Genomic DNA, 21,359 nt, shown 5'->3' with positions numbered 1-21,359 from the left:
CCCCGAAACATCCCGACCTCTGGCCCCGTCCGCCGATGTCAGGGCATGCCAAAGCCCGGGAGCTTAGACAGGCGTGTTCCATGCACGGGGCATCGAATAGACCTGCAGGTACCACCCGGGCTTCGCACAGGGTGTGCACCGCGACGCTAGGCGTCGATCACCACGAGGTCGTGGGTGCTCTGGGTGAAGGGCTCGTAGCCATCCTCGGTCACCACGCCGTAGTCCTCCAGGCGCACGCCGCCCACGCCAGGCAGGTAGACGCCCGGCTCCACGGTGATGACGGCGCCGGCCTCGATGATGTTGCTCTTGCGCCCGAAGACCGGCAGCTCGTGGATGTCGATGCCCACGCCGTGGCCGAGTCCGTGACCGTAGTAGTCACCGTAGCCCGCGTCCCCGATGATCTTCTTCGACAGCATATGGATGTCGTGCCCGTCCACGCCTGCGCGGATCGCGCGGACGCACTCCTCATGCGTGCGGCGCACGAGGTCGTAGATCTCGTGCTGCTTCTCCGTCGGCTCGCCGACCACGACCGTGCGGGTCATGTCGGAGCGGTAGTCGCGGTAGCCCGCGCCGTAGTCCATGAGGACGAAGTCGCCGCGCTCGACCACGCGGTCGCTCGGGATGGCGTGCGGGTTCGCCGTGTTGGGGCCCGAGGCGACGATGGAACCGAAGGCAAGCGCATCAGCGCCGTTCTCAAACATGAACTTCTCGAGCTCGGTGCGGAGCTGCTTCTCTGTGAGGCCCGGCCGGATGAAGCCGCACATGTACGTGAAGGCGGCGTCGGTGATGGACTGGGCGTGGCGCATGAGGGCGAGCTCCTCCTCGTCCTTCACCGCGCGCATCCGGCGGAGGTCGCCGTGCATGAGCGGCAGGGTGGCTGCGATCGACCGATCCTCGAGGCCGCGGATGAGACCCTGGTGGAAGCTCAACTGCATGTCGTCCTCGATGCCGATGGTGCGGCTCCGGGTGTCGTAGGCGCGGGCCGCCGCCCAGGCGGGGATGCCGGTCTCGTCCATGTCGAGCGTCCAGGGATGGCCGGCAGGCAGGTTCTCCTCGAAGCTGTTGAAGTAGCGGGAATCGGTGTGCAGCCAGCAGCCGTCGTGGGTGATGAACGCGGCGTGCGGGTACTCGCCGGTGTAATCGAAGACGCCGGTGGCCCCGGTGAGCCAGCGGAGGTTCGCCTCATCCCGGACGAGGACGGCGTCGTAGCCGCGCTCCCCCATGAGGCCGCGCAGGGCGGCGAGGCGGCGGGCGGGACCGGTGAGCTCGGTATCTGCCATGATGCTTTCCTTCCTATGCCGTGGCGTGTCCCGGGCATTCTACCGCAACGGCGTGGCGGGACCGCGGCGCTGGCTCTCGAGGGCGCGAATAGAGGGTGCATGGGCTTCGGGCGGTGGAGAGCCTGAATATGTTCGATCACCGATGCGTGATGCGTCGGCGAGGGACAGCGTCTTTTGCATTTTTGCCAGCTATGCATAGATCTCGCTTGAAAATAGCCAAGCTATGAACTCCCCTATTCATAGCTCAAGAAAATGCACCACTTTTGACCTGCGGTTCTTCGATTTATAGATTAAGCGCCGCGTAACGACTATTCATAGCTCAAAGAAATGCAAATTTGACGCGGAGAAATCGTGCCGTGACCAGTCTGCGGCGTGTCCTGTCGCAGTCGAGGTTCTGGTCAATGTCCGAGTCGCCTATCCATCTCTGCCCATCAGGGCTTCGATGGCGCGGGCACACTGCTCGTCAGGGCCTTCGATGGCACGGGCACACTGTCCGTCAGGGCCTTCGATGGCGCGGGCGCCAAGGCGGCTGGATNGGGACGTCCACGATGTTCGTGCGCTCGAGCAGGGTGACACGCGGATCGTTCCTGAGCGACCAGTCGAACTGGGCGCGGCCCACGTCGACCGCGAGCACCGAGGAGGCACCGCGCTTCAGCAGGCAGTCGGTGAATCCCCCGGTGGAGCAGCCCACGTCGAGGCAGGTGAGGCCCGCGGGGTCAAGGGAGAGCTCGCCCAAGGCCCCCGCGAGCTTGAGACCGCCGCGCCCCACGTAGGGGATGTGGCCGCGCACATGCAGCTCGAGCCCCTCACGCACGAGACGTCCCGGCGAGGTCAGGCGCTCGCCTGCGGCCGAGACGTCTCCCGCCATGAGGATGCGCAGGGCCTCTGCGCGGTCGCGGCAGNATCGGGTGCGGCCCCAAGGCGCTTGAGCCCCGCACGGATCGCGAAAGGGGCCGGTTTCATCGCATGGCTGATGAAATCCATCTCGAGCTCAGATGCGGAGCGCTCGACCTGGTCTCGGTGCCAGTTGTTCGAGACCATGCAGAGTTTGAAGCCGAGCTCGCGCGCCCGGGCGAGCCAGGCGACGACGGAGTCCGGTGCCGTCTGGCGGTCACGCGGGACCAGGGTGTTGTCGCGGTCGAGGAGGATCGCCCGCTTGCCCGCGGCCTTGAGCGCGTCGAGGCCGATGCACTCGACGGAGGCCACGTACCGGTCTGGTGAGAGGGCACCCGTCACTGCTTGGCCTCCTCGATGGCGGCGAGGTGGTCCTCATAGGTCTCGGAGAACCGCACGAAATCGCTTGTGATGAAGAAGTAGAGGTAGGAGGTGTCGGAGGGAGCGAGGGCCGCCTCCAGCGAATCGAGCGAGGGAGCGCATATGGGCGTGGACGGCAGTCCCTGGTTCAGATAGGTGTTGTACGGGCTCTCGGTTGTGAGGTCGTCGGCCGAGACCGCGCCGCCGGTGACGTAGCCCATCGTGGCGTCGCTCTGCAACGGCGTCCCGGCTTTCATACGGTTGTAGAACGTGGAGGACACCAGGTAGCGCTGCTCGTTGTTCAGCGCCTCGCGCTCGATGACCGAGGCCATGATGAGGAAGTCGTAGTCGCTCATCTCGATCCCGTACCGGCTCTGAATGGTCGCGCGCGCGGAGCTGAAGTCGAGGGAGGCGTACTCCACCTGGTACTGATCGAGCAGGGTGCGGATGACGGAGTCGGCCGTGGGCGCCCCGGTGAACGTGTATGTCTTCGGGCAGAGGAAGCCCTCGAGCGAGTCGTTGGCGACCCACTGCAGGAAGGTGTAGTCGGCTGCGTAGTTCGATGCCTTCGCCTGCGCGATGAACTCATCGGCTGAGATGCCGAGCGCCTCCTCGACACACGAGGCGGTCTGCGCGACCGTCAGGCCCTCGGGGATGGTGAGCTTCGTGCCGTCCGCGTTGGGTCCGGCCATGAGCTGGCGGACGATCGACTCGGCATCCTGGCCCACGGTGAACGAGTAGATGCCGGGCTGCAGGGACTGCTCGGCGCCGAGCGCGTCGACGGCCGCGTAGTACGCCTTGGGGTCCTCGATCACATGGGCCTTTGAAAGAAGGGACGCGATGGTGTCGCCGCCCGATCCCTCGGGGATCTCAACGGTGACGGCCGTGCCGGCCGCCGGGGCGTCCGAAGTGGAGAAGAACCGCGGCACCAGGAAGACGCCCCCGGCCACGAGGGCGACGAGGAGGGCCGCGATGGCCCCGATGACCAGCGGTCTGGGGCCGCGGCGCGCCTGCCGATAGGGGCTCCCGGGCGAGGGCCTGCCCGGGCGGTGCGCGAAGCGCGTCCCGCGCGTCTGAGGCGACGTGCGAGGGGGACGGGATGCGGGAGCACTGCGGAAGCGGGTGCCGGTGCGGCGCTGAGAGCCGGAATCGGTGCCGTTAGCCATGGTGTTCCTCTCGGTCGCGGCCATCGAGCCAGGCCTGTAGGAAAAGTGAGGCGGCGATCATGTCGATCTTGCCGCGCATCTGACGTTCGTTCAATCCCTGGGCGCGCAGGATGCGCTTCGCCTCGGCGGAGGAGAGCCGCTCGTCGGCGAAGGCGAGGTCGAGTCCCAAGCGGGCGGCGAGGTCCTGGGCGACGGCGCGGATGCGCGCCGCCTGAGGCCCCTCCTCCCCGGNAGGCCGCAGAGGCCCGCGCCGCCCACGGCGACGATGAGATCGTCGGCGGTGGCGCCGGTGCGGGCCAGCGCCTCGAGGAGCTGGGCTGCGAAGGTGAGCGTCGAGGGCTGCTCGCCGGCCGGCAGCGAGAGGTCGCTCACCGAGAACCCGGCATCGATCAGAGCGCGCGAGACGGTGAGGGCGACGCCGTCCGCAAGCTCCTCCTCGCAGACGATGACGGCGCGCTTCGGCACGCCCACAACGGACTTCACCATGGGGCCGAGCTCATTCAGGGCGCCCGGGCCCACGCGGTAATCGCAGCTGGTGTCGGGGAAGTTCACGAGTTTGCGACGGATCATAGAAGACCACGCTCCAACAGCAACTCGGCCACCTTGTAGGAGACCTCGGTGAATGATGTGCGCCTGATGTCGACCGTGAAGTCGGCGGCGGCGCGGTAGAGGGGGCGGCGGTGCTCGAGCAGGCGGGCGGCGTGCGCCGGCGAGCGGAAATCGGGCCGGGTGTCGCTGCGGCGGATCTGGCGGAGCGAGTCCCGAATGTCGCCATCCAGGTAGACGCAGTACCCCATCTCGTGGATCAGCTCGATGTTGCGCGGCATCTCGATGACGCCGCCCCCGCAGGAGACGAGCAGGCTCCGCTCGCTTTTTAGCGACTCGAGAGCCTGGGTCTCAAGCACCCGGAAGCCCTCCTCGCCCTGTGCGGCGAAGATCTTGGTCACCGTGAGCCCGGCGCGGCGCTCGACCATGCGGTCGGTGTCGACGTAGCGGCGGTTGAACATGCGGCCGAGGTTGCGCGCGAGCGTCGACTTCCCCGCCCCGAGGAAGCCCACGAAGAAGATGTGGTCGCACCCGCGGCGCTCCACCGGTCCCTGTGCGTTCGCTGCCCCCATGGCCGCTACTCCTCGCAAGGAACGCCCTTGAGCGCCCGGCGCTCGAAGATGCGGAAGATATGGGTGTACCAGAGGTCGGCCGTCGCCTGCGGCCGGACGAGGATCGTGTCGACACCCGCGAGCTTGCCTCCCCAGACGTCGGTGTAGAGCTGGTCGCCGATGAGGACGGTCTCATCGGGTGCGGCCCCAAGGCGCTTGAGCCCCGCACGGATCGCGAAAGGGGCCGGTTTCATCGCATGGCTGATGAAATCCATCTCGAGCTCAGATGCGGAGCGCTCGACCTGGTCTCGGTGCCAGTTGTTCGAGACCATGCAGAGTTTGAAGCCGAGCTCGCGCGCCCGGGCGAGCCAGGCGACGACGGAGTCCGGTGCCGTCTGGCGGTCACGCGGGACCAGGGTGTTGTCGCGGTCGAGGAGGATCGCCCGCTTGCCCGCGGCCTTGAGCGCGTCGAGGCCGATGCACTCGACGGAGGCCACGTACCGGTCTGGTGAGAGGGCACCCGTCACTGCTTGGCCTCCTCGATGGCGGCGAGGTGGTCCTCATAGGTCTCGGAGAACCGCACGAAATCGCTTGTGATGAAGAAGTAGAGGTAGGAGGTGTCGGAGGGAGCGAGGGCCGCCTCCAGCGAATCGAGCGAGGGAGCGCATATGGGCGTGGACGGCAGTCCCTGGTTCAGATAGGTGTTGTACGGGCTCTCGGTTGTGAGGTCGTCGGCCGAGACCGCGCCGCCGGTGACGTAGCCCATCGTGGCGTCGCTCTGCAACGGCGTCCCGGCTTTCATACGGTTGTAGAACGTGGAGGACACCAGGTAGCGCTGCTCGTTGTTCAGCGCCTCGCGCTCGATGACCGAGGCCATGATGAGGAAGTCGTAGTCGCTCATCTCGATCCCGTACCGGCTCTGAATGGTCGCGCGCGCGGAGCTGAAGTCGAGGGAGGCGTACTCCACCTGGTACTGATCGAGCAGGGTGCGGATGACGGAGTCGGCCGTGGGCGCCCCGGTGAACGTGTATGTCTTCGGGCAGAGGAAGCCCTCGAGCGAGTCGTTGGCGACCCACTGCAGGAAGGTGTAGTCGGCTGCGTAGTTCGATGCCTTCGCCTGCGCGATGAACTCATCGGCTGAGATGCCGAGCGCCTCCTCGACACACGAGGCGGTCTGCGCGACCGTCAGGCCCTCGGGGATGGTGAGCTTCGTGCCGTCCGCGTTGGGTCCGGCCATGAGCTGGCGGACGATCGACTCGGCATCCTGGCCCACGGTGAACGAGTAGATGCCGGGCTGCAGGGACTGCTCGGCGCCGAGCGCGTCGACGGCCGCGTAGTACGCCTTGGGGTCCTCGATCACATGGGCCTTTGAAAGAAGGGACGCGATGGTGTCGCCGCCCGATCCCTCGGNTCATGGGAGAGCCCGGGGGAGCGGGGTTCGGCTGGATATCCATGCGTCCATCGGCGCGGCGCAGCTGCCACGTGCGCGGTCGGCGCCGTCCCCGCCGCCTAGACTAGACGAATGCTATCCCTGGAAGTGTCCCGCCACGAGCAGACGTGGCCGCCCCAGACCCCCTGCTCGCCACTCAGTCGTCGGCGTCCATGAGCTCGGCACGGCTTGCCAGGTAGGCCTCAGCGTGTCGGTTGAGCAGGTCATCCTCGACCACGGTGAGGCGGATCGAGCCAACCATCTGCGGCAGGGGCAGCAGGAATCGGTTCGAGCGCTTGAAGCACTCCGCGCGCAGGGCGTCCACAAAGCGCGCCGGCTCGAGCTCGAAGGCCAGCTCCTCGATCCCGAAGGCCTCGAGCCGGTCGTCCAGCTCGAACATGTCGTCCGGCTCGAAGCGGCCGGCCTCGACGCCGAGCCGTGACTCGAAGCGCATGCCCTCGGCGAGCAGGCGGTACCAGGGGATGTCCCCATCCAGGCACGATTTGAGCGCACGGGCCGTCACCGTGCCGAAGAACCGGGCCGCGCGGGCAGACGGGCTCACGGACTTCTCGGCCATGAGTCGCGCGGACTGCGCCTGCGACAGGGCATCCACGAGCNGCGCGACCTTGCCCTCGGGCGTGGCCGTGGCGAGCACGCAGGCGACGTCGCCGCCGTTCGCGCGAGCGCGGATCGTATCCCATGCATCGCGGAGCTCGGCCGCCTCGAGCCCGTCCAAACGGGCGATGACCACGCGGTAGGAGCCGAGGTCGAGGGAGGCGGCGATGGCCGTCTGGATGCGATCGGACGAACCCCCCACGAGCGCGGCGCGGAGCTTCTGCTCGCTCGCGTGGAGCCTGCCCTTCAGGTCGGCGATGCGGGAGGGCACCTCGTCCTCCCGGGATTTGAGCTCGTCTGCGGCGGCTGCGAGCAGCGCGCCCTTGCCCTCGAGGTAGGCGATGGCACCGAGGCTCGTCACCGCCTCGATGCGGCGGACGTTCGAACCCGTGGAGCTCTCGGACACGATCTTGAAGAGGCCGATCTCGGCGGAGTTGGACACGTGTGTGCCGCCGCAGAGCTCGCGGCTGAAGGGCCGCTTCTCAGCGCCCACCGACACCACGCGCACGCGCTCGCCGTACTTCTCGCCGAAGAGCGCCACCGCGCCCGACGCCTTGGCGGTGTCGATATCCATGACCTCGGTGACGACCGGCTTGGCGGCGAAGATCTCCTCGTTGACGAGGTCCTCGATCTCGCGGAGCTGCGCTGGCGTGACGGCCTCGAAATGCGTGAAGTCGAAGCGGAGGCGCTCATCGTCGAGCAGGGACCCGGCCTGGCTCACGTGGTCGCCGAGCACCTGCTTCAGGGCGGCGTCAAGCAGGTGGGTGGCCGTGTGGTTGCGACGGATGAGGGCGCGGCGGCGTCCTGAGACGGCGGCACGGACCGCGTCGCCGACTGAAAGCGCGCCCGCCTCGACATGGGCATGGTGGACATAGAGCCCACCCTTCACCTTGGTGTCGGCAACCGTCACGCGGGTATCGCCAGAGACGAGCTCGCCGGCGTCGCCGACCTGGCCGCCCATCTCGGCGTAGAAGGGCGTGCGGTCGAGGACGATCTCGACGTCCTCGCCGGATGCGGCAACGTCTGCGCGCTCGCCGGCGCGGACGATGGCCACCACGCGGGCGCCGTCGATCTCGAGGGCCTCATACCCGAGGAACTCCGTGGCGGGGATCTCATCGGAGAGCTCGGTCCAGACGTCGTTGAAGCTCCCCCAGGCATCGCCGTCAACGGCGGCGCGGGCGCGGGCGCGCTGCTCGGCCATGGCCGCATCGAAGCCGTCCATGTCAACGGCGTGACCGGCCGCGCCGGCGATCTCGACCGTGAGGTCGATCGGGAACCCGAAGGTGTCGTGCAGCATGAAGGCCGTCTCACCGGCGAGGACGGCCCCCTCATCGAGCGAGGCCATGGCCTCGTCGAGGTAGGTGCGGCCGCTCTCAAGCGTGGCGGAGAAACGCTCCTCCTCGGCGGAGACGATGCCCGCCACGAGGGCGCGGTTCTCGATGAGCTCGGGGTAGGCCGCGCCCATGAGCTCGTTCACCTCGTCGATGAACTGACCGAGGAAGACCCCCTCGATCCCGAGGAGCCGCCCGTGGAAGACCGCGCGGCGCAGCAGGCGGCGCAGCACGTACCCGCGGCCATCGTTGCCGGGGAGCACGCCGTCGGCGATGAGGAAGTCGACCGCGCGCGCCGCGTCGGCGATGATGCGCAGCGAGCGGCTCGCGCCGTCGTAGCTCGCCGGGTCGTAGGCCTTGCCGGAGATGCGGGAACCGAGCGCGATCAGCGACTGCATGAGGTCGCCGTCGTAGTTCGACCCCTTATGCTGCAGGATGGCCGCCATGCGCTCGAGTCCCATGCCGGTATCGAGGTTGCGATGCGGCAGCTCAGGCAGGGAGCCATCCTCCTGGCGGTCGTACTGGGTGAAGACGAGGTTCCAGAACTCGAGGAAACGATCGCAGTCGCAGCCCGGCGAGCAGGTGTCCTCGCCGCAGCCGAACTCCTCACCCTGGTCGTAGTAGATCTCTGAGCACGGACCGCAGGGGCCGGTGGGGCCAGCAGCCCAGAAGTTGTCATCCTCGCCCAAGCGGGAGATGTGGTCCTCAGCGACCCCGAGGGAACGCCAGATGTCGTGGGCCTCGTCGTCCTCGGTGAAGATGGTGAAGTAGAGCCGCTCCATGGGCAGATGGAAGACCTCGGTGATGAGCTCGAGGGCCCAGGTGCAGGCCTGCTGCTTGGACACGCCGCCGAAGGAGAAGTTGCCGAGCATCTCGAAGAAGGAGAGGTGGCGCCCGTCTGAGCCGATGACGTCGATGTCGTTGGTGCGGACGCATTTCTGGCAGGAGCAGGCACCGATCTCCCGCATCGTGCGCTTGCCCTGGTAGTACTCCTTAAACTGGTTCATTCCCGCGTTGGCGAGCAGCAGGGAGGGGTCGTCGGGCACGAGCGAGGAGCTGGGATAGAGCTTGCAGCCGCGCTCCTGGAAGAAGCTCAGGAAGGCGGAGCGGATCTCCGCGGTTGTCATGGACGGGAAGTCAGCGGACATGGATGGCGTCTCCTTGCTCTGCGTCGCGCGTCGCCGCCCACGGAGGACAAACCCCTCTCCCGTTGATGCGGCGACGGTGCTCAATCGGCATATCTGACTCAGTATAGGGGATTGAATCCGTTCGGCCGTGGACCCATGCTAAGACCATGTTTTCCCGGAGGCTCAGCGGCCGTCGTCATCACCGGGGTTCGCGTCGTCACGGTACGTGGCGCCCGTGTTACCGGCGCCTTCCTCGTCCTCGCGGGCGAGCAGCTTCATGACACGGTCCCAGGGGTTCTCCTCCTGTTGGGGTTTCGGAGCCGCCGTGGCGCTCGGCACGTCGTCCTCCGTCACGAGCTCGGACTCGATCACGAAGCGGTCGTTGCCGAGGGCGTCGTAGGCGGGCACCGGGCTGCCGGATGCGTCGCGGTACGGCGTGCCCTTGAAGATGGCGCCGTCGTAGGAGACGATCTGACGGCCCGTCCGGCCCTCGTAGTAGAAGATGAACAGGCTCTTCGCCATCGCGGCGAGCGGGATGGCGATGACCATGCCCATCGTGCCGCCGAGAGCGGAGCCGATCATGAGGGCCGTGAGCGAGAGCGCCGGGTGCACCGACATCGTGCTCTCGGTGATCTTGGGCGCGATGATGTTGTCGGTGATGTTCTGGGAGACGACCGCGGCAACGAGGGTCCAGAAGCCCACGGCGACTCCGAAGAAGGCGCCCGTGACGGTGGCCAGGGCTGCAGAGAGGGCCGGGCCAACGACCGGGATGAAGCTCAGCACCCCGGAGAGCAGCGCCATCGCGCCGGCGTATGGATGGCTCGCGAGCAGGAAGCCGATGTAGGAGAGGATGGCGCGCACGGCGGCCGAGAGGAGCATGGAACGCAGGTAACCGCCGACCGACTGGCTCACCACGGCGAGCATCAGCCGGTAGTCGCTCGCCTTCTCCTCACCGAGGGCGCGGCAGATCTCCTCGTTGATCTTGGGATAGTCGCAGGTGAGCCAATACGCGAGCACCAAGCCGAGGAAGATGGTGAAGAGGGTCGAGGCGACGTTGTTCACGAGCGGCACGATGCCGTCGCGGATGCCCACGAGGAGCTCGCGGGCGATCTGGTTGAATGAGTCCTGCAACGACGAGATCAGGGATGCGATGTCAACGTACTCGCTCAGATTGCGAACGGCGTCAAACCGCTGCTGGATCTCGGAGAACCAGGTGCCCAGCTGCGAGACCTGCGAGGGGATGTCGGAGAGCAGGTCGACCAGCTGCCCCATGACGATCGGCACGCACAGGATGAAGACGAGCGCCACGACGACGAGCACCGCGACAAGCGAGATCATCGAGGCCAGGGCGCGCGGGACACGGCGGCGAACCAGAAGGTTCACCAGCGGCGATGACACAAAGGCAAGGATGCTGCCCACGGCGAGGAAGAGCACGGCACTCGAGAGGATGCCGAGCAGCTGCAGGGCCCCCAGGCCGATGATGGCAAGGCCGATGATCGCCCAGATGCGCATCAGAACGAGGCGCATGGGCGCGGCGGTGTCCTTGTGCTGCGGCGTCGATGCCATGCGTGTTCCTCTCGCAGCCGATCGATCAGGAGCGGGGCGCCATGAGCCCCTCGGGGTCGATCCGCTCCTGAATCTTCTTGAGGGTGCGGCGAAGCAGACGCGAGACCTGCACCTGCGAGATACCGAGCAGGTCGGCGATCTCGATCTGCGTCATGCCCTTCACGAAACGCAGCTCGATGACCTCGCGCTCACGCGGCGAGAATCCGGCCAGCGCCTCCTCGATGACCAGGCGGTCATCGGTAAAGTTCAGGGCGGCGTCCTCGGTTGCGTACCGGTCGATGACGGACGGGGCGTCGTCCGAGTCCGAGTTCCCGGTACCCTCGAGCGGCACCGAGCTGTAGGCCGAGGAGGACTCCATGGCCTCGAGGACCTCGTCGACGCTCGCATCCAGGTACTCGGCGATCTCCTCGACCTTGGGTGAGCGCTGCAGCTCGGTGGTCAGGGTGTCCGTCGCCTGGTTCACCTTGGCGGACAGCTCCTGGAGGCGGCGCGGCACGCGCACGCTCCAGCCCTTGTCGCGGAAGTGGCGCTTGATCTCACCTAAGATGGTTGGTGTGGCGAAGGTGGTGAACTCGAGCCCGCGGGACGGGTCGAAACGGTCGATGGCCTTGAGCAGGCCGAGGTATCCCACCTGCACGAGATCATCCAGGGGCTCACCGCGGTTCTTGAATTTGTTCGCGAGGAAGCGGACGAGGTTCATATGCGACATCACGAGCTTCTCGCGGGCGTCCATGTCGCCCTCTTCCTTGAAGCGTCTGAAGAGCTCGCGCGTCTTCTCTTTGTCCCAGGCGGTCTTGGTGGACCGCCGGCGCACCTTTTCAGCTTCTGCCATTAGACATCCGCCTTGAGCGTGAGGATGAGGGCCGCCGGTCCCTCCTGCTTCTCGAAAGAATCGCAGACTGAGGCGAGGATGAGGTCGGCGTACGCGGCGGTGGGGTCGCCCTCGTCCGGCTCGGGGAAGGTGCTCGCTTCGAGGGTGAAGGCCATCGTGAGATGCTCGTCATCGACCTCGAACGAGATGGCGACCGGCGCGGACGGCTGAACCGCGCAGGCGTAGATGAAGGCCTCCTCCGCGGCCATGCGGATGTCCTCGACCCGCTCGACCGACATGGATGAGAGCAGGCCCACGTTCGACGCGCTCATGCGCACGAGCCGCGCGAAGCGGGGATCCGCGCAGACCGTGAGCGCGATGGGGCAGGTCTTAGTCATCTGCTTCCTCCTTGGATGCGGTCTTCTGACCGCCGTAGGTGTAGTACTGGTTCTGACCGGACGCGGGGCGGGTCTGATCACCGGCGGGAACGTTCTCGTCCTCCGATGCGGGCTCGGCCCCGGTGAGGGTGCGGTCCGCGGGGGCGGGGCCCTCCGGCGCCGCGGCACCCTTCTTGCCGAACAGGCGCGAGACCTTCTCGGCGGCCGCGTCGGTCAGATTGGAGACCGCGCCTGAGGCGTTTGAGACGGTCCCCGTGACCTGTGACACATCGCGAAGCACCCCGTTGACCTCCACGAGATCGGCGGTGAGGGCCTCGACAGCGGTGTTCACCTGCTTGATGAGGGGCTCAACCTGCGCCAGAGCGGGTTGTATCTCGTCGACGGCCCCGTCGAGCTTGGCGACCATCGGCCGCGCCTCGTTCACGGTCTCATTCAGCTCCCCCACGGTCTTGTTCAGGGCGTCCACGGTGCCGCGCGTGCTCCTGAGCACGAGCGCGAGCTCGACGACGGCCCAGACCCCCGCGAGGACCAGGACGATGAGGGCGATCTGCAGCGGATTCATAACGCCTCCGTAATCGATGTCCGAACGATCCTGACTATGGTACCCGAAGGCAGCCGCGCCTAACGCGCAGGTGGCGCGTCCCCTTCGAGGGCTTGGCCGTCCGCCTCCCCGCGGGTCTCGCCATGATCGCGCGGGATGGCGGCCCTCTCTGACGTCGATCCGGCCGCTGCGGCTGCACCCGGCGCATCGGCTTCTGACAGCCGGGGCGACCGGCCGCTGCGGTCGCGCGCGGTGAGCTCGCGGCGCCACTCCTCCCAACCGCGCCCGGCCGTCTTGAAGAAGGCGCCGCGCTCCAAGCCGTCGGGCAGGTAGCGCTGGGCGACCCAGCCTTCCGGGTAATCGTGCGGGTAGAGGTAGGGGCCGTAGGCGTCCGAGCCCGGGCGGTGGCGGTCCCGCAGATGGGAGGGGACCTCGCGCTGTCCGCTCGAGTGCACGTCGGCGAGGGCGGCGTCGATCGCGGCCTCGGCGGCATTGCTCTTGGGCGCGAGGGCGTTGTAGATCGCCGCCTGGGCGAGGATGATCCGGCACTCGGGGTACCCGATGACCTCAGCGGCCTTGAAGGCGGCCTCGGCGACGAGCAGCGCCTGCGGATCCGCGTTGCCGATATCCTCCGCGGCCTGGATCATGATGCGCCGGGCGATGAACTTGGGGTCCTCGCCGGCATCCACCATGCGGGCGAGCCAGTAGACCGCCGCATCGGGATCGCTGCCGCGCATCGATTTGATGAAGGCGGAGATGACGTCGTAATGCATGTCACCGGACTTGTCGTAGGTGAGGCCGCGGCGCGGGTTCGCCACCTGAACGTCCTCGACGGTGATGCGCGGCCGCTCCCCTGCCGCAGCGCGGGCCTGGGCGATCTCGCCTGCAAGCTCGAGCGTGGTCAGCGCGGAACGGGCGTCACCCGCGGCGAGGGTGCAGATGGCGTCAACCACCTCGTCGGCGGCATCGAAGGCGCCGGCGAGACCCTCGGGCGCGGCGAGGGCCCGGCGGACGAGGACCGCCACATCGGCATCGGAGAGGTGGACGAGCTCCACCACGCGCGACCGGGAGATCAGGGCTGAGTTGACCTCGAAGTAGGGGTTCTCGGTCGTGGCCCCGATCATGACGACCGTGCGGTTCTCGACGGCGTGCAGGAGGGCGTCCTGCTGCGAGCGGGAGAAGCGGTGGATCTCATCGATGAAGAGGATCGTCCGGCGGTCGAACTGCATGAGGCGGTGCTTTGCGGCATCAATCTCGCGGCGGAGATCCTTGACCGTCCCCGTGACGGCCGAGACCTCGACGAACTCGCTGCGCGTGCGGGCGGCGATGATGTGGGCGAGGGTGGTCTTGCCCGTTCCCGCGGGGCCGTAGAGGATCACGCTCGACAGGACGTCGTGCTCGATGGCGCTGCGGAGCCATGAGCCCTCGCCGACCGCGCGCTCCTGACCCACGTAGTCGTCGAGCGACGTCGGGCGCATGCGCACCGCGAGCGGGGCGTTCCTGATCGACTTGGCGCGGTTGCTCTGTGTGAAAAGGTCTTCCATGGGGCCCATTCTAGCGCAGGCGCGCGGACGGGTGCGGAGGCGCCGCGCCGAGGCGGCCCTCCCCCGCCGCGGACTCTCAGCGCTCGTTGATGTAGGTGCGGCGGGGGAAATGCAGTTCGGGGAAGAGCTTGGTGGCGAGCTCCGTGAAGTAACCGTCGGACATGCTTGCGATGTAGTCGACCACGGTCTGGTCGAGGTCGGCGCGCCAGGCGTACGAGCGGTTGTAGCGTGCGAGCTGCTTCTCCAGGCGGTCGATATGGTGGCGGAAGATGTAGCTCGAACGGTCCTCGGCCTTGAGATCCCCGAGGAAGTGCTCGTACATGAGGTTGAAGGCCCGGCCGAGGACATCGGCCCGCTCCCCTTCGACCCCGCCCGAGCGGTAGATCTTCTCGTAGTTCTCCGCCTTCGCGCGGCGGATCTCCGAGAACATCCCCTCGCTCATCTCGATGCGGTTCTTCCCATAGCTGTGCTCGATGATGTCCACCGAGGCCCGGCTCAGAATCCAGGAGTTGTAGCCGCCGCCGAGCCCGTCCTCGAAGGCGTCCTCGTCGAGCAGGCCCGCCTCGATGGCGTCTTGGCGGTCGCGCCCCACGTAGGCGATGATGTCCGAGATCCGGACGACGCAGGCCTCCAAGGTCGCCGGCCGGAGGTGCCCGATGGCGATGTCGCCCGTCTCATAGCAGGACTCGACGATGCGGTCGAACTCCGGGAACCCCGAGAGGCCCGAGAGCTCGAAGACGCGCTGCTCGTACTCGCCGTTGTGCGTGAGGGCCCCGTCCAGGGTCTGCAGCGTGATGTTGCGGCCGTAGAGCACGTCCATCACGCGCACCGAGTGCACGTTGTGGAAGAAATGGCGGCCGGTGCGGGCATGGAGGATATCGTTCAGGCAGCGCTCCCCCGCATGCCCGAACGGCGTGTGGCCCAGATCGTGGCCGAGGCCGATAGCCTCAATGAGGTCGCAGTTGAGGCCGAGGGCGTAGCCGATGTCGCGCGCGATGCGGGCGACGAGCTGGACGTGAAGGCCGCGCCGGGTGAGGTCGTCGTTGCTGCGGAAGCTGAAGACCTGCGTCTTGCCGTTGTAGCGGTTGTAAGCCGGGAGGTGCATGATCTTCTCGGTGTCCTTCACGAAGGGCGGTCGCCAGATCCGGTTGCGATCCTGCGGCCGATCGCGCCGGCGGCAGGCGTCGGCGTCCTCGGTGCGGAAGGGGTTTCTCCAACCCGCGGCGCGGTCGCGCTCGATGCGGGCCACGAGCTCGTCGCTCAGGGAGTCGGTCATGGATGTCAGGGTGTCCTGCAGCGTGGTCATGGTGCGCTCCTATCTCATATCGTTCTCGGGGACAGTCTCGCATGCCGTCCGGACACGACCTCCCGCGCTGGCCCCGACGCGCCCGAAGCCATCACATTTTGAGCACATATCAGCGCGCTCCCTGTTGCGGGGCTTCCATCGCGCCTCACAGCGCAGCGCCCAGGAGCGGGATGCCTGCGAGGGCGATGAACGGGATCAGCGGCAGGCTCGCCCGACGGGTGACGAGGCAGGCGGCGGCTAACAACAGGAGGGCCACGCAGAAGGCGGTGAGCCCGCGCAGGGGATCTGCGAGCATGAGGGCGAACAGCAGCTTGACGTCGCCCATGCCGAGCCCCGCGCTCCCCCGCAACCGGCGCCAGCCGACCTCAAGGGCGACGAGGGCCGCCGCGGTGAGCAGAGCCGGGACGGCATGGGAGGCCAGGAGTCCCAGGGCATTCGGGAGCAGGTCTGCGCCGGAGCCTCCGCCAAGGGCAGCCATGACCGCCGGCCAGACCGCGACCATCGCCCCCGTGACGACCGCCGCAGCGGCGAGTCCGTTGGGAAGCCTGCGCTCCCGCGCGTCCACCCAGGCGGCGGCGACGACGATCAACGCGAGCGCGAGCGCAGGCGCCCAGGCGAGCACCGTGGCGGCCGCGGACCCCACGCCACCGGGCCCGCTCACGAGACCACCAGGCAGCCCATGTTGAGACGGTCGGTGAACTCGCCGATCACCGCCTGCGTCCCGCACCGTGTGAACACCCCTCCGAACCGACCGCCGAAGAGGTAGAGCCCCTCCATCATGTCGTACGGGACCGGGGAGCGGCCCACACCCGCCGCGCCCCCTTCTACGTTCATGGACGCGAACTGCGGCGCATAGGCCTGGACCATGCCTCCCGTGGCCGCCATCTCCGCCAGGATGCCCTGCCACTCCTCCTCGGTGCAGTCCGAGCCCGCATGGACCCCGCTGCTGTTGTAGCCGTCGCGCGGCTTGGCGATCCAGCGGGACCGGTCGTGAAACCGGCTGAGATCGCTCTCGGGATCGAGCAGGTCCGTCTCCGGCACGTGGTCCCGCACGAAGGCGAGCTCCTCCTCGGACAGCATGGTCGCCGCCAACGGGTCGTGCAGGAGGGCGAAAACGGTCTTCGTCGCCACCGGCCAGGTACAGAACCCGCCGATAACGGGCACGCGTCCCTCCTCAGCTGCGGCCATGAGGGCACCGGCGCCCGCGCAGGGCTTCTCGAGCATCTCAGAGACCACCACGCGCCGCCAGACGCCGTCGATCGGTCCATCCGCGTCCGCGAGGCGACCGTCCCGGTAGGTCAGATCCCGTATATCGGCGACATGCAGACGCGCGCCGCGCGCTTCGAAGACGGGGGCGAAGGCCGCGATCTCCTCCCGTGCGATGCTCTCGATATAGTCGACTACCGCGAAAACGGGGTGCTCGGCCTCACCGCCGGCCGCCCGGTAGGCGTCGATCACGGCATCGGCGCAGGCGCCCATCACATCGAAGGCCGCAGCCGCGTGCGACGCTGTGAGCCGCCGGCCGGCCCCGGTGAGCGCGTTCGCCCGCGTGACGCCCGCTGTGGCGAGCATGCCCGAAGACCCGTCGGTGTTCAGCTCGCAGAACTGGAAGGCGCCGGTCTTCTCGTTCAGAAAGATGTCCACGCGCGCGATGGGTATCGTCTCGCCCGCTGCGGGAAGCCGGCGCGCGAGCTCCTCGATGCGCGGATCGAGGCCGAAGAAGCGCCGGACCTCCTCACGTGCGGCGTAGGCCCGGGTGACCTTCTCCATGATCCCGCCCATGGTCTCTGCGACCCACGCGAGGTGGGCGACATCGGCGCGGGAGAAGATCTTCGGCACGTAGCTCCAGGACACCGGACCCTCGTGGTAGCGCACCCCCTCGCGCACGAGCAGATCGTCCGCGGCGCGGCGGGCCTCGGCGTCGCCGTCGAGGCGCCCGAGCTCCGCCAGGTACGCGCTTTCAAGCGCGAGGGAGTCGAAGGGTGCGGTGCGCCGGACGGGCGCGACCGGAAGCTGGACGGTGCCGACCGCTGTCGCGGTATCCATGGTGATCCTCCTCAATCGAGTGCATCCATCCCAGGCACTGCCATATGCCCGAGAGGTACGTGGTAGGATGCGATGTGACATGGTTTACCCCGCTGCGGGGTGCATACACATGCGATTTGGGAGTTGAGATGTCAAACGATACCACGCACGCCGCCGGCCCCGCCGATCTCGGCATCGAGGGTGCGAGCGCCGGCACGGCGAACCAGAGCACGACCTCCAAGTTCGCCTACATCCTGACCGCCGTCGTGCTGGGCGGCATGATCCTCATCGGCTGCGCCATCGCATCGGTGGCCGTGAGCGCCCTGCAAACCTACGTCATGTCGCGTGACTACAGCGGTTACAACAGCACGTGGAGCCATCGTTGGGATTACGACGATGGATACGGTGACTATGACTACGACGATTACTACGACGATTACTACGATGACGCGTGGCTCGACAGCTTTCTCGATAGCTCCTATCAGGGCTGATACGCTGAGCGCTCTGGGGATGTAGCTCCCCGGGCCTCCCCCTTCTCATAGCGCACATGAAACGCGCCGGCACCTTCCATGGGTGCCGGCGCGTTGTTTCGTAGTATGCCATGTTACACGCGGGATGCTCGCCCCGTGTTCGTTTCGCATCCCCGCCGAAGGGCCCTCGGAACCTTGATGCGATGGGGCAAGATGCCGCCGCGACGCTATCGCGCGCCCTCCACCACCTGATCGAGGGTGACTGAGACGTCGTGCGGCGTGGGGATCCAGTCGACCTTCAGGAAGAGCGCCGTCACCGTGAGCGGGATGTAGGTGAACATGAAGAGCGGGAAGGTGAAGAGGTTCGAGATGACCCGCAGGCGCGAGGGGCAGTGGATGTGGCTGCGCTCGAAGAACGTGGTGGTGAGCGCCATGATGAAGAAGACCACGTAGGAGCTCGCGAGGGTGAGGAAGATGCTGCCGACGCACCGCGCGAGCTCGGCATCGGTGGCGAGGAAGCCGTGCGAGAGCGAGCCGACCACGAGGAAGGTGCCGTTGGCGAGCAGCGAGATCAGGGTCAGGATCGAGGCCGGAGCGATCACCATGAGCAGATCGAAGGCCGCAAACGAGCGCGTCTTGGAGAGCGTGTTGACCAGCTGGCCGCCATACGTGAAGAAGACCTGGTAGAAACCCTTCGACCACCGACGCCGTTGCTTGATTGACGCATCGAGCGTGATCGGCTGCTCATCGTAGAACTCAGCCGGCGCGTAGCCGATGCGCACGCCGTGGACCGCGCAGAAGGTGGAGAACTGGATGTCCTCGGTGAGCGTGTGGAAGTGCCAGCCGTGCATGGCCTCGACGATCTTGGATGAGATGAGGTAGCCCGAACCTGAAACGGCGCAGGAGGTACCGCAGAGCATGCGCGCGTTGTTCAGGAACCGAGCCTCGCGGAGGAACCAGATAGCGTTCGCCGCCGAGATCCACGAGCTGCCGAAGTTCTTCGAGTTGCGATAGCTCGTGATCACGTGATAGCCCTGGTCGAAGGCATCGTTCATGACGCTGACGTAGTCGCGCGAGAGCAGGTTGTCGGCATCGAAGATGAGGAAGGCCTCGTGCACGCCCGGGTACTCGGTGAGGATGCGGTTGAAGCCGTAGTCCATGACCCAGCTCTTCCCCTTGCGCGCAAGGTCATTGCGCTCGTACACGATGGCCCCGGCCTCGCGGGCACGGTCGGCCGTGGCGTCGGTGCAGGCATCCGCGACCACGAAGATGTCGATGAGCTCGGAGGGGTAATCCTGGTCCTTGATCGACTGCACGAGGTTCGCGATGACGGCCTCCTCGTTGTGGGCCGCGATGAAGAAGGCGTAGCGGTGCCGCCGGCCGGCGGGCGGCAGTTTGACCTCGTTTTTGACAAGGCCGACCCAGAAGAAGAATGCCTGGTAGATATAGCAGAAGGTGAACAGGATCGCAATTGCGGTGTTGAAGATCTCGATCGGTGCCACAGGCGCTCCATCAGCTCGACGTCAGACGGATCTGAGTGTAGCGAAAACCGGGGCGTCCATGGTGGAGCGGGTATGAAGCGGGGTGGCGTGGGGCGCGGGCCCTGAGGGGACGGCCGTACACCACTTTTCGTGACGCGATAAACCTTCAAGGGGCACCGCAGCAAGTGTGGTGCCGAAAACGTCATTTGAAGGGCCTCCCAAGGCAAATCTGCATGGAAGCGGTGTTGAGATGACGTTTTTCGGCGACATTGCGTCAAGGGGTCCCACCACAAAGTGAGCGCGACGTTACAGCACCCTCTCTTGAGACATCCTCAAGTTAACGCCACGCCACCGCAATGCGCTTCCACAAATGTAGCGTTGCAGAAAGTAGCGTCGAAAACGTCATCCCAAGGGCCTCCCTAGGCAGATCTGCCCGAAAGAGGCGGCGAGATGACGTTTTGGCGGCCGCTCTATCGTGTTGACAACGAGACGGACTCCCGCCCAGGTCGCAACCCAACACTCCCGCCCAGGACTCAGCCCAGCTCAAGCAACCCCAGCTGCGGGATGATCTCCTCCCCTGCCTCGGTGCGCCCCTCCGAACGGTCGGCGATCTCGTCGAGGGCCGCTGCGAGGTCCCAAGGCAGCGTATCGGCGCAGGTGACCTCCTCGCCGGTGACCGGATGCGTGAAACTCACGTGCCAGGAGTGGAGGAACTGGCGCGTGAGGTCGAGGTTCATGTGGTCGGAACCCTTGCCATAGAGCGGATCCCCCACAAGCGGATGGCCGATGTGGCGCATGTGCACGCGGATCTGATGCGTCCTCCCGGTAAAAAGATGGCATTCGACGAGCGTGTACCCCTCGTCCCCGCGCCGCGCCTCGAAGCGCTCGAGGACCCGGAAGGTCGTGATGGCCTGGCGGGCCGCCGGGTCGTCGGTGACGGCCATCTTCTGGCGGTCGCGCGGCGAGCGTCCGATCCCCGTGGAGATCGTGCCCTCCCCCATCGCGATCCCCCCGTGCACGAGGGCAATGTAGCGCCGGTCGAGGGTGCGCGTGCGGATCAGATTCTGGAGGGCGCGCTGCGTGTCGTCGTCCTTGGCCGCGAGCATGAGTCCCGAGGTGTCCCGATCGAGCCGGTGCACGATACCGGGGCGGTCCTCACCTTGGACAGTGCCCAGGTGGTCGATGCCGCAGTGACACACGAGGGCGTTCGCCAGGGTGCCAGAGTCATGCCCGTGAGCAGGGTGGCAGACGAGGCCGCGCTGCTTGGATAGGACGATCAGATACTCGTCTTCAAAGCGGATGTCGAGGGGTATGGGCTCGCCGATGACCGGACCGGCCGCAGCGGGCTCAGGGAGCTCGACTGCGATGACGTCACCGGCACGNGACGCTGTGAGCCGCCGGCCGGCCCCGGTGAGCGCGTTCGCCCGCGTGACGCCCGCTGTGGCGAGCATGCCCGAAGACCCGTCGGTGTTCAGCTCGCAGAACTGGAAGGCGCCGGTCTTCTCGTTCAGAAAGATGTCCACGCGCGCGATGGGTATCGTCTCGCCCGCTGCGGGAAGCCGGCGCGCGAGCTCCTCGATGCGCGGATCGAGGCCGAAGAAGCGCCGGACCTCCTCACGTGCGGCGTAGGCCCGGGTGACCTTCTCCATGATCCCGCCCATGGTCTCTGCGACCCACGCGAGGTGGGCGACATCGGCGCGGGAGAAGATCTTCGGCACGTAGCTCCAGGACACCGGACCCTCGTGGTAGCGCACCCCCTCGCGCACGAGCAGATCGTCCGCGGCGCGGCGGGCCTCGGCGTCGCCGTCGAGGCGCCCGAGCTCCGCCAGGTACGCGCTTTCAAGCGCGAGGGAGTCGAAGGGTGCGGTGCGCCGGACGGGCGCGACCGGAAGCTGGACGGTGCCGACCGCTGTCGCGG

15 protein-coding genes and 4 pseudogenes are annotated in these 21,359 nt (G+C 67.0%); 1 reads left to right on the top strand and 18 read right to left on the bottom strand.

Features of this window, described 5'->3' with window-relative positions:
- Nucleotides 1-146: 146 nt before the first annotated feature.
- From CAP13_RS03830 to CAP13_RS03750, 16 genes and pseudogenes are all read right to left on the bottom strand, one after another.
- Nucleotides 147-1,280 (bottom strand): M24 family metallopeptidase, encoded by a 1,134-nt coding sequence (locus CAP13_RS03830; RefSeq protein ID WP_085830297.1) that lies wholly within the window; start codon nt 1,278-1,280, stop codon nt 147-149.
- Between the two features lie 538 nt (nt 1,281-1,818).
- Nucleotides 1,819-2,148, bottom strand: a pseudogene (locus CAP13_RS03825) (SAM-dependent methyltransferase); the annotation flags it as partial.
- Nucleotides 2,149-2,512: 364 nt separating this feature from the next.
- A complete protein-coding gene (gene mltG, locus CAP13_RS03815) occupies nt 2,513-3,700 on the bottom strand; it encodes an endolytic transglycosylase MltG (protein WP_085830295.1) in 1,188 nt (395 codons plus the stop codon).
- Nucleotides 3,693-3,944: pseudogene (gene ruvX / locus CAP13_RS09535) on the bottom strand (Holliday junction resolvase RuvX); the annotation flags it as partial. The pseudogene ruvX and the gene mltG (CAP13_RS03815), both read right to left, overlap by 8 nt.
- 322 nt (nt 3,945-4,266) lie before the next feature.
- The gene (locus tag CAP13_RS03805) at nt 4,267-4,818 is read right to left on the bottom strand and encodes a shikimate kinase (RefSeq protein ID WP_085830294.1); all 552 of its coding nucleotides are present in this window, start codon (nt 4,816-4,818) and stop codon (nt 4,267-4,269) included.
- Between the two features lie 5 nt (nt 4,819-4,823).
- The gene (locus tag CAP13_RS03800; protein ID WP_085830293.1) at nt 4,824-5,324 is read right to left on the bottom strand and encodes a YqeG family HAD IIIA-type phosphatase; all 501 of its coding nucleotides are present in this window, start codon (nt 5,322-5,324) and stop codon (nt 4,824-4,826) included.
- Nucleotides 5,321-6,193, bottom strand: a pseudogene (mltG, locus tag CAP13_RS03795) (endolytic transglycosylase MltG); the annotation flags it as partial. The pseudogene mltG (CAP13_RS03795) and the gene CAP13_RS03800, both read right to left, overlap by 4 nt.
- Nucleotides 6,194-6,797: 604 nt before the next feature.
- Nucleotides 6,798-9,320: pseudogene (gene alaS / locus CAP13_RS03790) on the bottom strand (alanine--tRNA ligase); the annotation flags it as partial.
- Nucleotides 9,321-9,482: 162 nt separating this feature from the next.
- On the bottom strand, nt 9,483-10,865 hold the full coding sequence (locus CAP13_RS03785) for an AI-2E family transporter (protein ID WP_097677663.1): 1,383 nt from the start codon (nt 10,863-10,865) through the stop codon (nt 9,483-9,485).
- A 25-nt stretch (nt 10,866-10,890) separates the two neighbouring features.
- Nucleotides 10,891-11,697 (bottom strand): SigB/SigF/SigG family RNA polymerase sigma factor, encoded by an 807-nt coding sequence (locus tag CAP13_RS03780; protein WP_085830290.1) that lies wholly within the window; start codon nt 11,695-11,697, stop codon nt 10,891-10,893.
- On the bottom strand, nt 11,697-12,074 hold the full coding sequence (locus CAP13_RS03775) for an ATP-binding protein (protein WP_085830289.1): 378 nt from the start codon (nt 12,072-12,074) through the stop codon (nt 11,697-11,699). The genes CAP13_RS03780 and CAP13_RS03775 overlap by 1 nt, the downstream gene beginning before the upstream one ends.
- The gene (locus CAP13_RS03770) at nt 12,067-12,636 is read right to left on the bottom strand and encodes a DUF948 domain-containing protein (RefSeq protein WP_085830288.1); all 570 of its coding nucleotides are present in this window, start codon (nt 12,634-12,636) and stop codon (nt 12,067-12,069) included. The genes CAP13_RS03775 and CAP13_RS03770 overlap by 8 nt, the downstream gene beginning before the upstream one ends.
- 59 nt (nt 12,637-12,695) lie before the next feature.
- Nucleotides 12,696-14,159, bottom strand: coding sequence for a replication-associated recombination protein A (locus CAP13_RS03765; RefSeq protein WP_085830287.1), 1,464 nt, complete (start codon nt 14,157-14,159; stop codon nt 12,696-12,698).
- 76 nt (nt 14,160-14,235) lie between these two features.
- Entirely contained in the window at nt 14,236-15,465 is a 1,230-nt protein-coding gene (locus tag CAP13_RS03760; protein ID WP_085830286.1) for a deoxyguanosinetriphosphate triphosphohydrolase family protein, read from the bottom strand.
- A gap of 145 nt (nt 15,466-15,610) precedes the next feature.
- Entirely contained in the window at nt 15,611-16,126 is a 516-nt protein-coding gene (locus CAP13_RS03755) for a prepilin peptidase (protein ID WP_179184922.1), read from the bottom strand.
- Nucleotides 16,123-17,511: a hypothetical protein gene (locus CAP13_RS03750; protein WP_085830284.1), complete on the bottom strand. Its 1,389-nt coding sequence runs from the start codon at nt 17,509-17,511 to the stop codon at nt 16,123-16,125. Before CAP13_RS03750 ends, CAP13_RS03755 begins: the two co-directional genes overlap by 4 nt.
- Nucleotides 17,512-17,639: 128 nt before the next feature.
- Here CAP13_RS03750 and CAP13_RS03745 point away from each other — a divergent pair, with 128 nt between their 5' ends.
- Entirely contained in the window at nt 17,640-17,981 is a 342-nt protein-coding gene (locus tag CAP13_RS03745; RefSeq protein WP_085830283.1) for a hypothetical protein, read from the top strand.
- A 206-nt stretch (nt 17,982-18,187) separates the two neighbouring features.
- Here the strand turns inward: CAP13_RS03745 and CAP13_RS03740 are convergent, their stop codons facing one another.
- Both CAP13_RS03740 and CAP13_RS03735 read right to left on the bottom strand, forming a co-directional pair.
- Complete coding sequence (locus tag CAP13_RS03740; RefSeq protein ID WP_085830282.1) at nt 18,188-19,462, bottom strand: glycosyltransferase family 2 protein; 1,275 nt, start codon at nt 19,460-19,462, stop codon at nt 18,188-18,190.
- Between the two features lie 512 nt (nt 19,463-19,974).
- The gene (locus CAP13_RS03735) at nt 19,975-21,021 is read right to left on the bottom strand and encodes an RluA family pseudouridine synthase (RefSeq protein ID WP_425429828.1); all 1,047 of its coding nucleotides are present in this window, start codon (nt 21,019-21,021) and stop codon (nt 19,975-19,977) included.
- Nucleotides 21,022-21,359 lie beyond the last annotated feature (338 nt).

It is taken from the genome of Collinsella vaginalis, assembly GCF_900176655.1.
Classification (GTDB): domain Bacteria; phylum Actinomycetota; class Coriobacteriia; order Coriobacteriales; family Coriobacteriaceae; genus Collinsella; species Collinsella vaginalis.
Note: the sequence above shows the minus strand (reverse complement) of the source record. Positions and strands in the feature narration are given on the sequence as shown.